Here is a 14,794-nt window from a genome sequence, read left to right as displayed (position 1 = left end):
CGTGGACCAGTTCGGCGGCAACAGTGAGGCCGCCCCCATCATCGAGGCCTACCGCCGTATCGTCGCCCGCGACGGCGAGGCCGCGGCCCGCGCCCGCTTCGAGGCCTCCGCCGCGCGCCTGCTGCGGGTCTTCTTCCGCACCGGACTGTTTGAGAACCCCTACCTCGACCCGGCCGGATCCACCGCCGTCGTCGGCTGCGAGCCCTTCACCGCCGCCGCCCGCGCCGCCCAGCGCGACAGCCTGGTGCTGCTCAAGAACCGTCGCGCCGCAGCCGTTTCCGACGACGCCGCAGACGATGCCGCGCCGGTGCTGCCGCTGGGCGCCGGCGTGCACCGCGTGTGGGTGCCCACGCGTCATGTGGACGCCCAGCCCGGCTTCATGCGCGGCGGCGAGCCCGCCCGGGATATCGACCCCTTCGACGCCGCCGCCTCGCCCTACATGCGGGCCGACACCCCGCAGGAGGCCGACGCCGCCGTCGTCTTCATCGAGTCGCCCCTGTCCAACCCCTACTCGACGGCGGACCGTGACGCCGGCGGCAACGGCTACCTGCCGCTCACGCTCCAGTACCGCCCCTACACCGCCGCTACGGCCCGCCCCCGCTCCCTGGCCGCCGGCGACTTCCGTGAAACCGGGGACCGCGCCTACCGCGGCAAGACCAACCGGGCCGCCAACGCCACCGACCTGGATGCGGTCATCACCGCCCGCGAGTCGATGGGGGACCGGCCCGTCATCGTGGTGGTGCGCATGCACAACCCGGCCGTGCTGGCCGAGCTTGAGCCCTATGCAGACGCCATCGTGGTGGACTTCGGCGTGCAGCAGCGGGCCGTGTGGGAGCTGCTGGCCGGCGATTTCGAGCCCAGGGGGCTGCTGCCGATCACGCTGCCGGCATCCATGGAGGCCGTCGAGGCGCACTGCGAGGACCTGCCCTTCGACTACGCGGCCTACACTGACGCCGCCGGGCACGCCTACGCCTTCGGGTTCGGCCTGAACTGGTCCGGCGTCATTGATGACGTGCGCACCCGCCGCTACCGGAGCCGGTAGGCTCTCACCATGCTGCTGAACCGCATCGACCTGCGTGACTCGAACCTGACCGCCGGGGAGCTGGCGGCGGCCCTGCCGCGTGCCGACCAGGATGTTGCCGCCGCGCTGGAGGCCGTGGCTCCCACGATCGCCGACGTGCGTGAGCGCGGCGCCGCCGCGCTGCGAGACGCCGCGGAGCGCTTCGACCACGTGCGTCCGGCCCACCTGCGGGTGCCCGCGGCGGCCCTGCAGGCGGCCCTGGACGGGCTGGACCCGCAGGTGCGCGAAGCCCTGGAACTGGCCATCGCCCACAATCGTGCCGGGCACGTCGCCCAGCTGCCAGTCGAGCGCGACACCGAGATCATCCCCGGAGGGCACGTCATCCAGCGCTGGATCCCCGTACGCCGGGTGGGCCTGTACGCGCCCGGCGGCCTGGCCGTCTACCCCAGTTCCGTGGTGATGAACGCGGTCGCCGCGCAGGTGGCGGGCGTGGAGCAGATCGCCCTGGCCTCCCCACCCCAGGCGGAGTTCGACGGCCTGCCCCACCCCACCGTGCTCGCGGCCTGCGCGCTGCTGGGCATCACCGAGGTCTACGCGGTCGGCGGCGCCCAGGCCATCGCCATGTTCGCCTACGGCGCCGAGGCCGCCGACGACGTCGATCGCGCCGACTCCCTGGTCGGCGGCGGCGACGGGCGCATCCTGTGCGAGCCGGTCGACGTCGTGGCCGGGCCCGGAAACGTGTATGTGGCCGCCGCCAAGCGGGCGGTGCGCGGCGCCGTCGGCATCGACGCCGAGGCGGGCCCCACCGAGATCGCCATCATCGCCGACTCCGGCGCCAACCCGGAATACGTCGCCGCCGACCTGCTCTCGCAGGCCGAGCACGACCCCAACGCCGGCTCTGTGCTGATCACCGATTCTCCCGCCCTGGCCGACGCCGTTGACGCCGCGCTGGCCCGTCGCCTGGAGGCCACCCGTCACCGGGAGCGCGCCCACACCGCCCTGACCGGCAGGCAGTCGGCGATCGTCGTGGTGCGGGATTTGGAGCAGGCCATTGCCGTCGCGGACGCCTACGCGGCCGAGCACCTGGAGATCCAGACGGTCGACGCCGCCGCCGTCGCCCGCCGTATTCACAACGCGGGCGCCATCTTCGTCGGCCCCTACTCGCCGGTCCCGTTGGGCGACTACCTGGCCGGCTCCAATCACGTCCTGCCCACCGGCGGCACCGCCCGCTTCGCCGCCGGGTTGAACGTCATGGCCTACCTCAAGCCGGTTCAACTCATCAACTACGACGCCGATGCACTGGCCGCGATGACCGCACCGCTGACCGCGCTGGCCGAGTCCGAGAACCTGCCCGCGCACAGTGAGGCGGCCCGCGCCCGGCAGTCCTGAGCTCTCATGCTGCCCTCCAGGCGTCGAGAGCGGCGTGCGAAGCGGACACCTGTGACCAGGCGCGGCGCCCTTGGCGCGCTCCTGGCGGGCGCCGCCGTGGCGACGGCCTCGGTGCACCTGCTGCGAGGGCGCCGGCCGAAGTTGCCTGCCGCGCCGAAGACTTCGGCGCCCACTGAGGGCATTGACCGGCGGGTGCTTCTCGACGTCGCCGGCCCGAACGGCGGGCTCATGAGCTTCGACGAGCTTGTGGACCGGCAGACCAACGGCGCTGGTGAGGACGCCCGCGACGACGCGCTGCTGGACGCCGCCACACTCGAACTCATCGAACTGTCCCCGCTCCGGCCGCATACCGAGGCCACCGCCGCCCTGGAGCTGCCCACGCTGCGCCCCGCCTGCCTGACCCTGTCGTGGCCAACGACCCATGGCTACTCGGCGCTGTTCGTGGACCTGCCCGGCCCCGGGCACTACGCCCTGGCCGAACTCGCCGCCCGCGGCCTGCACGAGGCGCAGGAGGACGTTCAAACGCGGCTGCGCGCCGCCGGCAGCGAGGTGCAGGAGGTGGACGCGCTGCGCACCCGGACCGCCCAGGCCCTGCAGGAGTGTGAGGCCGCGGCGGCTCCCGCCGAGCGCGCCGTCGGCGCCGACTCCGCCCTGGAGGCGGCAACCGCGGCGCAACTGGCTCAGGATGAGGCCGCCTCTCGGCTGGGGCCCGACGATGCGATGTTGGGCGTGACCTTTACGGCTGTGCCTGCATCGGGGCGGTCTGCACAGGCCGTGTCCCGTCTGGCAGGGGCGGACCGGACGGTGCTGGTACGGATCGTCGTCGAGGACACCGATGCGGTCGATGAGATGGACGGGTGGCGCAGGTGCATGGCCGAGCTCCATGCCGCGGGCGCCCGGGTCATGGTGCAGATCTGTGACTCCCAGGCCCTCGCCGACTTTGACGAGGCCGCCTGGATGCGGCGGATCGGTGCCCTCATCGCCGCCTTCCCCGACGCCGACGCCTGGGAGATCGGCAACGAGCTCGCGGGGGAGTGGACCGGCTCCGACGCCGTAGAACGGACCCTGCAGGCGGCCCGCGCCCTGGCAGCCGACCCGGCGACGGCCTCCGCTCCCCGGGTACTGACCCTGTACTACCAGCTCGGGCAGGGCGCGGCCGCCGAGTCCGTCATGTCCTGGGCCGCCACCAACCTCATACAGGAGCTGGCCGAACTGACCGACGTCGTCGGAATGTCCGTCTACCCGCAGTGGCACCCGCTGGGCTCCGGTGCCCGGCGTGTCCTGGAGACCCTGGGGCGGCTCGCCGGAGACAAGCCCACGGCCCTGACCGAGCTGGGATACGGCGCGCAGGACCTGGACGGTGGGCCGTGGTGGTTCGGCTCGCCCGACGACGTCGAGGCCGGCCGGGCAGCGGTCGCCCGACATCTCACGGCCGTCGCACTCGGACAACCGCGTGCCTGGGCGGCGCCGCTGTGGTGGTACTACCTCCAGGACGAGGGGCTGGTCTCCGAAGCCCCGGACGCATCGGGGACGCGCGCCTCGGACGGTGAGCCGCATTCCGGGGCGGTGGCGCAGGACCTGGTCGAGGCGGCGCGCATCGAGGGCTCCGACTGACTCCGGATGCCGATGCCGGATCGGGCACAAGTCCCGTACTGCCGCCGAGGCGACGGTCCGACTCAGCGCTGTCCCAGAACCAGCGGGTGAACCGAGGCGGCCCCCGCCCGGCGCAGCAGCCGGGCCGCTACGGTGAGCGTCCAGCCGGAGTCGGTCCAGTCGTCCACCAGTACGACGGAGGTCCCCTTCAGGCGCGCCAGCGCGCGCGGGGACCAGTTCTCCAGCGTCAGGGATCCGGCGACCTCGGCCAGCCGGAAGGCGGACCCGACGTCGTGCCGCCCCGGCTCTCCGCGCACCCCGATGATCCCCAGCGGCACGGCCCCCAGGTGCCGGGCCACGGCATGCCCCAGATGCCGCACGAGGTGTGGGCGCGTGCGTGAATCGACAATCACCACGGCCAACTCACCCCTGGGCGCGTCGGCGTCGCCCTGCGCGGGTCGGGGTTCCAGCTCGGCGGCGAGCCGGTCGCCCACCTCCAGCGTGGGAGTGCGCAGGGCAGGCGGCACCTCGCCGTCGGTGGACGATTCGAACAACTCGCGTAGGGACGCGGACACCCCCAGCCCGTCCAGGCGCCCGACGGCGAGCCCCGGCGCCGGCCGGTCGTCGTCGGGGATGATGCCCTTGAGCGCGGGCAGGCCCAGCCGGTCCATGCCGCTCGGCCAGCGCCTGCGCGGCTCGAGCACGACGCCCACCCGGGCCAGCGCCCGGCGGGCGGCGGCCACCTCCTGCTCGCCCGGGGCGCGCGGAAGATCCAGCCCGCCGCACAGGTCGCAGGCGCCGCAGCGCCAATCCTCGGTGAGTTCGGGATCGTCGAGCACACCGCGCAGGAAGGCCATGCGACATGCCGGCTCCGCCAGCGCCTCGTAGCGCTCCATGAGCTCCTGCTCCGCGTCCTGCGCCGCCTCCACCCGCGCGTAGCGCGCCGAGTCGTAGCGCCAGGCGACACCGGTGGTCTCCCAGCCGCCGCGCACCCGCCGTACCGCGCCGTCGACGTCGAGCACCTTGAGCATGGACTCCAGACGCGCGCGCCGCAGCGGCACCACGGCCTCAAGGGCATTGGTGCTCAGCGGCCCGCCCGCCTCCTCCAGCGCGGCCAGCACCTCGCGCACCGCATCCTCGGGCGGGAAGCCCTGTGCGCCGAACCAATTCCAGATCGCCCGGTCCTCGGGCCCCGGCAGCAGGATCACCTCGGCGCGCTCGACCCCGCGCCCGGCCCGGCCCACCTGTTGGTAGTAGGCCACCGGTGAGCTCGGCGCCCCCATATGCACCACGAAGGCCAGGTCCGGCTTGTCGAAGCCCATGCCGAGTGCGCTGGTGGCCACCAGCGCCTTGATCCGGTTGTCCTTGAGCTCCTCCTCCAAGCGCTCACGCTCCGCGGAATCCGTGCGCCCCGTGTAGGCGGCGACCTTCAACCCCGCCTCCTGCAACTGCGTGGCGACCTCGCCGGCCGCCGACACCGTCAGGCAGTACACGATTCCGGAGCCGGGCGTGTCCCGCAGGTAGTCGGTCAACCAGGCCAGGCGACTGGCGGCATCCGGCAGGCGTCGCACCCCCAGGTGTAGGGAGTCGCGGGCGAGTGTTCCCCGCAGCACCAGCACCTCGTTCTCGGCTGCCGCACCGGCGGCCGCATCCCCCGCCCCCGCCGGTGCGCCGAGCTGCTCGGCGACGTCGGCGCTGACTCGGGCATTCGCCGTCGCGGTGGTGGCCAGTACCGGCGTCCCCGGCGGCAGCTGCGCCAGCAGGGTACGAATACGTCGGTAGTCAGGGCGGAAGTCGTGTCCCCAGTCGGAGATGCAGTGCGCCTCGTCGATCACGACCAGCCCGGCGTCGGCCGCCAGCTGTGGCAGCACTCCATCCCGGAAGGTCGGGTTGTTGAGGCGCTCGGGGGACACCAGCAGCACGTCCACCTCCCCGCGCCGCACCTGCGCCTCGATCTCGGGCCACTGCGGGGCATTGACCGAGTTCATGGTCACGGCCTGGATGCCGGCGCGTCGGGCGGCCGCCACCTGGTCGCGCATCAGTGCCAGCAGCGGGGACACGATCACCGTGGCACCGGCGCCAGTACGGGCGCCAGGGGAGGGGATGGGAGCACCCGGGCGCCAGTCGGCCCAGCCCTCACGCAACAGCACGGTGGCCACGAAGTAGACGGCGGACTTGCCCCAGCCGGTCCGTTGCACCACCAGTGCCCGCCGCCGCTGCACCACCAGTGCCTCGATGGCGCGCCACTGGTCTGTGCGCAGGTGCGCGTCTGTCCGGCCGACCAGGTCGCGCAGCACCGCCTCGGCGCGCTCGCGGATTGGCGTGGTTCCGCAGACGAGTGCGGACGGGGATGCGGCGGGCGTTCTGGTCGAGACTGGCCGGATCATGGACGCCACGTTAACCCGTCGCCCGCCGGCGGGGCTGTGCTCGCCACCGCCGAGAGGTTGTCTGCTGCAGGCGGGACAGTGTCGGAGAGAGGCATGTGACGCACATCCTACAGGTTCCTGTAGGATATTCCTTGCGGGGTTCGACAGGTACCTGTAGTGTGTTCCTCGTCAGAATCCAACAGGTACCCGTCAGATCGGGTATCCACACAACAGGAGGAATTGTCATGGATGACATCCGCACCAATCTGCATGAGCGGCTCCGCCGCTTCCAGTGGCTGAGCCGGCGTGACCACGCGAGCCGCCGCGCCGCGCACGGCCGCTTCGCCGACACCAGCCGCGGTCAGGGGCGGGTCCTCGCCGCCCTGCGTCTGTCCAGCCCGATCCCCACCAGGGATCTGGCCTTCCTGCTCGGCGTGCGCCAGCAGTCGCTCAATGAACTGCTCAAGAAGCTTGAAGTCGACGGCCTCGTCGAGCGCGTACCGAGCGAGGAGGACCGCCGCATCATGGTGGTTCGACTCACGGACGCCGGCCGCGACGCGGAGATCGGCTCCCGCGACGAGGAGGACATTCTCGCCGGTCTGGATGATGAGGAGGTCGTCGCCTTCACCGCGACACTCGACAAGCTCATCGCCGCGCTGGAGACCAAGCTCGGGGTCGACGCCGATGAAGACGCCGAGGAGCGGATGCGCGGCGCCCGCAAGCGTCTGGGGGAAGAGCGCTTCGAGAAGATGATGCGCATGCGCGAGCAGGGCTTCGGCCCGGGATTCGGACCGGCCCCGTTCGAAGAGCCGGGCCGCGGCCGGCGCGGCGGGCGCCGGGACCATGGCGGGCATCATGGCGCTCCGGCACGCCCGTCGGCCGAGGAGCTCACTGAATCGGAAGAGCGGCGGTTCCGGCGCTCCGCGCGCACATACGGGCGGGAAGCACACGGCGGGCGGGCCGGTGGGCGCTCGCACCGGCAGGGCCGTGGACGGCGCTGACACGCCGACGGAGCCGACAGGGCGAGAAGTCTTGATAAGGTGTGCGCACACCATCCAGAGCGGCTGAGAGACCTGGCTCGTCGACGCCGCAGCAACCACGCCGTCGGCATGCGCCCGGCGGTGCGGTGCTCCCGCCAGGACCGATGGAAGGACCTGAAATGGCCAAGCAAATCCGCACTACCCATGTCGGCTCCCTGCCCCGCACCGAGGCACTGCTGGAGGCGAATGCCGCACACGCCGCCGGCACGCTCGACGACGCCGGACTCGCGGCGGTCGTCGCCGAGCAGACCGACGCCGTCGTCGCCCGGCAGGCCGAGATCGGCCTGACGATCGTCAACGACGGCGAATACGGGCACGCCATGACCGAGAAGGTCGACTACGGCGCCTGGTGGTCATACTCCTTCACCCGCTTCAGCGGCCTGGAGCTACTCGACCAGCTGCCCGAGCGCAAGCCCACGCCGGCCGGCAAACTCGAACTCGACGCCATGACCGACCGCCGCGACTGGGTCGCCTACGCCGACGCCTACGCCGACCCCACCTCCGGCATCCACCTGGCCACACGCAGGCCCTGGGTGTTCCCGGTGGTCACCGGCGAGATCCGCTACACCGGTCAGGACATCGTCGCCCGCGACATCGCCGCACTCAAGCACGGGCTCGAAAGGGCCGGCAAGCCGCTGAGCGAGGGCTTCGTAGCCTCCATCTCCCCGGCGTCGGCGGCCCGCGTGGGCAACTACTACTACGAGGACGACGAGGCCGCCGTCTGGGCCTGGGCGGACGCCCTGCGCGAGGAGTATCGGGCGATCACCGACGCCGGACTCACGGTCCAGATCGACGCCCCCGACCTGGCCGAGTCCTGGGACCAGTTCATCACCGAACCGCCCCTGGAGGACTACCGCCGCTTCTCCGCCGTGCGCATCGAGGCCCTCAACCACGCCCTGGAGGGCATCGACCCCGCCCAGGTGCGCTACCACGTGTGCTGGGGCTCCTGGCACGGGCCGCACTCCACCGACCTCGGCTTCGACAAGATCGTGGACCTGGCGCTGTCCGTGAACGCCAACGGATTGAGCTTCGAGGCCGCGAACGTCCGCCACGAGCACGAGTGGAAGATCTGGCAGGACACCGCCCTGCCCGACGGCAAGTACCTGATCCCGGGCGTCGTCTCCCACGCCACCAACGTGCTGGAGCACCCCGAACTGGTGGCCGACCGCATCGAGCGCTTCGCCCGGCTGGTCGGACCCGAGCGCGTGGTCGCCTCCACCGACTGCGGCCTGGGCGGACGCGTGCATGCTCACATCGCCTGGTCCAAGCTCGCTTCGCTGACCGAGGGCGCCCGGCTGGTCTCCGCGCGTCTGTGAGCGCCCTTCCAGCCGCTGCGCTCTAGGGTGCGGCCGTGGAGATACTCGTCATCGCGGTCGCGGGCCTGCTCGTCATCGCCGCCGGCAACCAACTCGCCCCCAGGGTCGGTGTAGCCTCCCCGCTACTGCTGCTGGCCCTGGGGGCAGGTGTCGGTTTCCTGCCGTTCGTCTCGGCGATCGAGCTGGATCCCGACATCGTCCTCGAAGTGGTGCTGCCGCCGCTGCTGTTCTCCACCGCGGTGTCCATGCCCGTGATGGACTTCCGGCGCGAACTGCGCGCCGTCGCGGCGCTCGCGGTCGGGCTGGTCGCCGTCAGCGCCACCATCATCGGCTTGGTGGTGCACGCCGTAATGCCCACGATCGCCCTGCCCTGGGCGATCGCCCTGGGGGCGGTGCTGAGCCCCACCGACGCCGTCGCCATCACCGTCGCCCGCGGCTCGGGCGTATCCCAGCGGATCATCACCATCCTGGAGGGGGAGGGGCTGTTCAACGACGCCACCGCCCTGATCCTGCTGTCCTCCGCCACGGCCGCGGGCATTGCTCACAGCGCCGACGCCCTGCAGCCGGCCGCGCTCGTCTCCGGCTTCCTCACCTCGCTGGCCCTCGCCCTGGCCATCGGCTGGGCGGTGGGGGAGGGCAGCATCCGGGTCCGCTCCCGCATCACCAACCCGACGGCGGACACGGTCGTGTCCTTCACCATCCCCTTCCTGGCGTCCCTGCCCACAGACTATCTGGGCGGTTCCGGGCTGGTCGCGGCCGTCGTCGCCGGCCTGGTCATCTCCTTCCGCAGGCCGCGACTGCTGCCACCCGCCCACCGGCAGACCGCCCAGCAGAACTGGCGCACCATTGAGCTGATTCTGGAAGGCGGCATCTTCCTGTTCATGGGGCTGCAGGCATACGGGATCGTCCAGGACGTGGTCGACGGCGGCTTCGGCCTGCGCGCCGCCGTGCTTCTGGCAGCCGGAATCGGCGCCCTGGCCGTCCTGGTGCGGGTGGCCTTCGTAGCGCCGCTGCTGGTCTGGCTGCGTCGCGTGCGTCGCCGCCACCGCCAGCATCTGGAGGAGGAGCGCCAGCGGCTGGAGCGCTTTGAGACGCGCCTGGAGCAGGCACGTGACATCGACGACGAGCTGTTGGCCAAACACGGCCTGTCCGCGGAGCAGTGGCACCAGGCGGTCACCGGTTGGCGCGACCGGCTGGAGCGCGGCCAACGGCGTCAGCGGCGCCGGGGAGCCGACCTGGACTACTTCACCGCCGATCCCCTCGGGCCACGTGAGGGGGCGGTGATCGTGTGGGCGGGCATGCGCGGCGCCGTAACCCTGGCCGCCGCCCAGACCCTTCCCCTAACCACGCCCAACCGGCCGTTCCTGCTGCTGGTGGCCTTACTGGTCGCCAGTGGGTCACTGGTCATCCAGGGACTCACACTCGGCGGCGTCATCCGGCTGGTCCACCCGCGCATGGCCTCTCGCACCGCCGATGATGCCGAGCGCGAGCGGTTGCTCCGGTTACTGGGCGACGCCGCCACCAGCCGGCATGCCGACGCGCTCACCCCCGCCGAGGCGCGCGAACTCGCCATCGAGACCATCCGTGTGCAGCGCCACGCCCTGCTCGATGCCCGCGATGAGGGTCTGTTCTCCTCCAGCAGCCTGGAGTATGCGCTCGAACGCTTGGACGCCAAGGAGATCCTGCTGACCACCGCGGAATAAGACGCGTGCCGGGACCGGGCGGACTCCGCGTAGACTCGGCCCGTGACCGTTCTCCCGCTGCGGCCAGATCTACACGGCTGCGAACCCTACGGCGCCCCCGAGCTGGACGTGCCGGTGCGCCTCAACGTCAACGAGAACCCCTACGCGCCCAGCCCGGCCGTGGTGGCAGACATCGCCGCGGCCGCCGGGCGGGCGGCGGCCGGCCTCAACCGCTACCCGGACCGCGACTTCCCCGATTTGCGTGCCGCCCTGGCCGACTACCTGGCCGCCGAGTCCGGCGTGCGCCTGGACTGGCAGCAGATCTGGGCCGCCAACGGCTCCAATGAGGTCATGACACATGTGCTACAGGCCTTCGGCGGGCCCGGACGCACCTGCCTGTCCTTCACCCCCACCTACTCCATGTACCCCGAGTACGCCCGCGACACCTTCACCCGCTATGTCACCGGGCCACGGCGGGAGGACTTCACCGTCGACGTCGACGCCGTCGCCGCGGCCATCGTGCGCGAGCACCCGGCCGTGGTCATCCTCGCCAGCCCAAACAACCCCACCGGCACCGCCCTGCCACTCGACGACGTGGTTGCCATCCTCGAGGCCGCCCGCGGCCAAGGCCCCGCCGACGCGGCGGCAGGCGACGACGGCGCCACCGACTGCGTGGTGGTGATCGACGAGGCCTACGCGGAGTTCCGCCGCCCCGGTGTGCCCAGCGCACTGGAGCTGCTGGAGCGCACCGACGGCGATGGCGCCCCCCGCTACCCGCACCTGGCCGTCACTCGCACCATGAGCAAGGCCTTCGGCATGGCCGGGCTGCGGCTGGGATATCTGGCCGCCTGCCAGCAGCTGGTCGACGCGCTGCGCATCGTGCGCCTGCCCTACCACCTGTCCGCACTCACTCAGGCCGCCGCCCTCGCTGCTCTGGATCACCGGGACGAGCTCATGAGTCAGGTCGCCTCCCTGCGCGACGAACGCGACCGCCTGGTGAACTGGCTGCGCGCACAGGGCTGGACCGCCTACGACTCCGATTCCAACTTCGTCCTGTTCGGGCCCTTCGCCGACCGGCGGGCGGTGTGGCAGGGGCTGCTCGACCGCGGCGTCCTGATCCGGGTCGTCGGCCCGGAGGGGTACCTTCGGGTCTGCGTCGGCACGCCGGCAGAGATGGCCGACTTCCGTACCGCCCTCACTGCCGTCACCAGCGACGGCCCGCCCCAACCGGACCGCAACGGCCAGAACCTGGAGGAGAATCCCGTATGAACCGCACCGCCCGCATTGAACGCAGCACCAGCGAGTCCTCCGTCGTGGTCGAGCTGAATCTGGACGGCACCGGCCGGACCGACATCTCCACCACCGTTCCCTTCTACGACCACATGCTCACCGCCCTGGGCAAGCACTCCCTGATCGACCTGACGGTGCACGCCTCCGGCGACACCGACATCGACGTGCACCACACCGTGGAGGACACCGCCATCTGCATCGGCGAGGCCCTGAAGACCGCGCTGGGGGACAAGCGCGGCATCCGCCGCTTCGGCGACGCCCTCGTGCCCCTGGACGAGGCCCTGGCCCAGGCCGTCGTCGACATCTCCGGCCGCCCCTACCTGGTACACGACGGCGAGTCCGAGGCCTTCGTACACCACCTGATCGGGGGGCACTTCACGGGCTCCATGGTCCGCCACTGCCTGGAGGCGATCGCCTACCACGCCGGCATCTGCCTGCACGTGCGCGTCATCTCCGGGCGCGACCCCCACCACATCGCCGAGGCCGAGTTCAAGGCCCTGGCCCGCGCCCTGCGGACCGCCGTCGAACCCGACCCCCGCGTGGACGGCATCCCCTCGACCAAAGGCGCCCTGTGATGCGTGACGACCACTCCGACGACTCCGCCGGCCGCCGCGACGACGAACCCGATATCGACGCCGAGTTCGCCGCCATGATGGAGGGCCTGAACCTGCCCGCCGACCTCTCGGACACTCCGGAGGACACCGGCCCGGTTTCGCCCCACGACGTGCCGCACAACACCTACGGTCCCACCGACGCGGACCGCCCCAACGCGGTCAAGATCGCCGTCGTACTCACGCCCCTGGCCAGCGCGGAGGCCCTGGCCGCCCTGTGCGCCGCCGGCGGCCTGGACTGCACGGTGGTGCCCTCCTCCTCCGGAGCCATCGCCGTCAAGGAATTCGTCTCCGCACACGCGGAGTGGGACATCGCCGAGCTGCTGGGCGGCGCCGAGACCGAGCCCACCGAGGCCGCCGAGCTCGCCGCCGCGCTGTCACGCCTGAGCCGCGTCGGCGTGGTGCTCATGACCGCCGACCTGGCCACCGACGTCGGTACCGAGGCGGGACTGTCCGGCACCATCACGGCCCGCCGTTACCAGAACGGTCAGGCGGGGGAGGAGACCAGTGCCGGGCTGCTGCTGGCCTCCGCCGACCAGACCCTTGAGGACATTCTGCTCGGCGCCCTCCGCGCGGAGGAGGCACCGGGCGCCCTCAAAACCAGCGAGGTCAAGCCCGGTCGCATGATGCGCTGGCTGGGCCGCGGGATGCGTCCGCGCGGAGGCGACCAGGGCCGGGGTGACCCGTCCGGGAACTGACATGGAGACCGCGGTCCCCGCGGGTGTAGGTAGTGTGGCCCCGTGAGGCAACCACACGTCGTCGTCCTGTCCTACGGAAGCGGAAACGTGCGCTCGGCCGTGCGCGCCCTGGAGCGCGTGGGCGCCAGCACCGAGCTGACCGCGGATCCGGACGCGGTGGCCAACGCCGACGGGCTCGTCGTGCCCGGCGTCGGCGCCTTCGCCGCCGTCATGGAGCAGCTGCGCGCCGTCGACGCCCCTCGGCTGATTGACCGGCGGCTGGCCGGCGGACGACCCGTGCTGGGCATCTGTGTGGGCATGCAGGTCATGTTCGAGGCCTCCACCGAGCACGCCGCGGGCACCGAAGCGGTCCCCGGACTGGCGCAGTGGCCCGGCACCGTTTCCCGCCTCCAGGCCGACATCGTCCCCCACATGGGATGGAGCCAGGTGCGCCCACCCGCGGGCACGGTCCTGTTCGACGGGCTGTTCGACGCCTCCGGGTCCGAACGCTTCTACTTCGTGCACTCCTACGCCGCCAAGACGGACCCGGCCACACTGCTCGGCCCCGGTCACACCTCCCCGCCCCGCACCACCTGGGCCACCCACGGCGAGGACTTCGTAGCCGCCGTCGAGAACGGGGCGCTCAGCGCCACCCAGTTCCACCCCGAGAAGTCCGGCGATGCCGGGGCGCAGTTGCTGCGCAACTGGCTGACCACCCTCTGAACGCTCACTCGCCAACCCCGCCCCCCAAGGAGACCTCCATGCTCACCCTTCTTCCGGCCGTCGACGTCGCCTACGGCAAGGCCGTCCGGCTGCTGCGCGGCGAGGCCGGCAGCGAGACCGACTACGGCAACCCCGTCGACGCCGCCCGTGACTGGGTGGCCGCCGGTGCGCAGTGGATTCACCTGGTGGACCTGGACGCGGCCTTCGGACGCGGCACCAATGCCCCCCTGCTCGCCCGGATCGTCGGCGAGGTGGACGTCAAGGTCGAGCTGTCCGGCGGCATCCGCGACGACGCCTCGCTGGACCGGGCCCTGGCCGCCGGGGCCGCACGAGTGAACCTGGGTACGGCCGCCCTGGAGGACCCCGAGTGGACCGAGCGGGTCATCGCCGAGCACGGGGACAAGATCGCGGTGGGCCTGGACGTGCGCGGCACCACCCTGGCCGCCCGCGGCTGGACCCAGGAGGGCGGGGACCTGTGGGAGACCCTGGACCGTCTGGACGCCGCCGGCTGTGCCCGCTACGTGGTTACCGACGTCACCAAGGACGGCACCCTCATGGGGCCGAACATCGACCTGCTGCGCCAGGTCTGTGAGCGCACCGCGGCCCCCGTGGTCGCCTCCGGCGGCATCGCCCACCTGGACGACCTGCGCGCACTGGCCCGCCTGGAGCGCTACGGCCTGGAGGGCGCCATCGTCGGCAAGGCGCTTTACAACGGCAACTTCACCCTGCAAGACGCACTGGCGCTCTGCCGCGGCGAAGGGGACCAGGAGGCACACTGATGCCCGATTCCCCCGACATCCCCGACGTGCCCACCGAAGGCAACGGCTCGGAACCGAATCCGGACCTGCAACTGGCGGCCGCCCTGGCCGCCCGCAACCGGCTGGAGCAGCTGCTGGCCGCACCGACCCCCTTCGCCACCGACGACGGCGCCGCCGACCCCACCGTGACCGCCGCCCTGGAAGCACGGGGACTGCCCCACCATGAGTACCTGGACCGGCTGCTCGCCGCGCTGGCCGCCAGTCGGCTGATCGTGCCGGTCGCCGCCCACGCCATAGGCGGGCCCGCCCGCATCCGCCTGGGGCGAAA

General features: G+C 72.0%; 12 protein-coding genes, 1 pseudogene and 1 riboswitch. Of the genes and pseudogenes, 12 read left to right on the top strand and 1 reads right to left on the bottom strand.

Annotated elements, in window-relative coordinates; genetic code table 11:
- The 3 genes from BN1056_RS05965 to BN1056_RS05955 all read left to right on the top strand — a co-directional run.
- Positions 1–1,042 (top strand): glycoside hydrolase family 3 C-terminal domain-containing protein (locus BN1056_RS05965; RefSeq protein ID WP_210579775.1); only part of this gene is annotated, 1,042 nt, incomplete at its 5' end.
- Positions 1,043–1,054: 12 nt separating this feature from the next.
- Entirely contained in the window at positions 1,055–2,410 is a 1,356-nt protein-coding gene (gene hisD, locus BN1056_RS05960) for a histidinol dehydrogenase (protein ID WP_210579797.1), read from the top strand.
- A 192-nt stretch (positions 2,411–2,602) separates the two neighbouring features.
- Positions 2,603–4,024, top strand: a complete 1,422-nt coding sequence (locus tag BN1056_RS05955) for a Tat pathway signal sequence (protein ID WP_210579773.1) — start codon at positions 2,603–2,605, stop codon at positions 4,022–4,024.
- A 62-nt stretch (positions 4,025–4,086) separates the two neighbouring features.
- Here BN1056_RS05955 and BN1056_RS05950 read toward each other — a convergent pair whose 3' ends face one another.
- Positions 4,087–6,390 carry a RecQ family ATP-dependent DNA helicase gene (locus BN1056_RS05950; protein ID WP_210579771.1) on the bottom strand — a complete coding sequence of 768 codons (2,304 nt, stop codon included), beginning with the start codon at positions 6,388–6,390 and terminating at the stop codon, positions 4,087–4,089.
- A gap of 224 nt (positions 6,391–6,614) precedes the next feature.
- Here BN1056_RS05950 and BN1056_RS05945 point away from each other — a divergent pair, with 224 nt between their 5' ends.
- The 9 genes and pseudogenes from BN1056_RS05945 to BN1056_RS05905 all read left to right on the top strand — a co-directional run.
- Positions 6,615–7,370, top strand: coding sequence for a MarR family winged helix-turn-helix transcriptional regulator (locus BN1056_RS05945; RefSeq protein ID WP_210579769.1), 756 nt, complete (start codon positions 6,615–6,617; stop codon positions 7,368–7,370).
- A gap of 47 nt (positions 7,371–7,417) precedes the next feature.
- A riboswitch (SAM riboswitch) is annotated at positions 7,418–7,520 on the top strand.
- Positions 7,521–7,528: 8 nt separating this feature from the next.
- Positions 7,529–8,725, top strand: coding sequence for a cobalamin-independent methionine synthase II family protein (locus BN1056_RS05940; protein ID WP_210579768.1), 1,197 nt, complete (start codon positions 7,529–7,531; stop codon positions 8,723–8,725).
- Between the two features lie 35 nt (positions 8,726–8,760).
- A complete protein-coding gene (locus BN1056_RS05935) occupies positions 8,761–10,428 on the top strand; it encodes a cation:proton antiporter (protein ID WP_210579766.1) in 1,668 nt (555 codons plus the stop codon).
- A 42-nt stretch (positions 10,429–10,470) separates the two neighbouring features.
- Positions 10,471–11,676, top strand: a complete 1,206-nt coding sequence (locus BN1056_RS05930) for a histidinol-phosphate transaminase (RefSeq protein WP_210579765.1) — start codon at positions 10,471–10,473, stop codon at positions 11,674–11,676.
- Positions 11,673–12,272 carry an imidazoleglycerol-phosphate dehydratase HisB gene (gene hisB / locus BN1056_RS05925; protein ID WP_073333146.1) on the top strand — a complete coding sequence of 200 codons (600 nt, stop codon included), beginning with the start codon at positions 11,673–11,675 and terminating at the stop codon, positions 12,270–12,272. The genes BN1056_RS05930 and hisB overlap by 4 nt, the downstream gene beginning before the upstream one ends.
- Positions 12,272–13,006, top strand: coding sequence for a hypothetical protein (locus tag BN1056_RS05920; RefSeq protein ID WP_210579764.1), 735 nt, complete (start codon positions 12,272–12,274; stop codon positions 13,004–13,006). The genes hisB and BN1056_RS05920 overlap by 1 nt, the downstream gene beginning before the upstream one ends.
- Before the next feature lie 42 nt (positions 13,007–13,048).
- Positions 13,049–13,708 carry an imidazole glycerol phosphate synthase subunit HisH gene (gene hisH / locus BN1056_RS05915; RefSeq protein ID WP_210579763.1) on the top strand — a complete coding sequence of 220 codons (660 nt, stop codon included), beginning with the start codon at positions 13,049–13,051 and terminating at the stop codon, positions 13,706–13,708.
- A 38-nt stretch (positions 13,709–13,746) separates the two neighbouring features.
- Positions 13,747–14,487, top strand: coding sequence for a bifunctional 1-(5-phosphoribosyl)-5-((5-phosphoribosylamino)methylideneamino)imidazole-4-carboxamide isomerase/phosphoribosylanthranilate isomerase PriA (gene priA / locus BN1056_RS05910; protein ID WP_210579762.1), 741 nt, complete (start codon positions 13,747–13,749; stop codon positions 14,485–14,487).
- A pseudogene (locus BN1056_RS05905) lies at positions 14,487–14,794 on the top strand (hypothetical protein); the annotation flags it as partial. The gene priA and the pseudogene BN1056_RS05905, both read left to right, overlap by 1 nt.

The sequence above is a fragment of the Actinomyces succiniciruminis genome, assembly GCF_900002405.1.
GTDB lineage: Bacteria > Actinomycetota > Actinomycetes > Actinomycetales > Actinomycetaceae > Actinomyces > Actinomyces succiniciruminis.
Note: the sequence above shows the minus strand (reverse complement) of the source record. Positions and strands in the feature narration are given on the sequence as shown.

Coding starts and splice junctions, on each gene's coding strand:
- BN1056_RS05950 (WP_210579771.1), bottom strand. CDS start 6,390: ATGATCCGGCCAGTCTCGACCAGAACGCCCGCCGCATCCCCGTCCGCA.
- BN1056_RS05945 (WP_210579769.1), top strand. CDS start 6,615: ATGGATGACATCCGCACCAATCTGCATGAGCGGCTCCGCCGCTTCCAG.
- BN1056_RS05940 (WP_210579768.1), top strand. CDS start 7,529: ATGGCCAAGCAAATCCGCACTACCCATGTCGGCTCCCTGCCCCGCACC.
- hisB (WP_073333146.1), top strand. CDS start 11,673: ATGAACCGCACCGCCCGCATTGAACGCAGCACCAGCGAGTCCTCCGTC.
- BN1056_RS05920 (WP_210579764.1), top strand. CDS start 12,272: ATGCGTGACGACCACTCCGACGACTCCGCCGGCCGCCGCGACGACGAA.
- priA (WP_210579762.1), top strand. CDS start 13,747: ATGCTCACCCTTCTTCCGGCCGTCGACGTCGCCTACGGCAAGGCCGTC.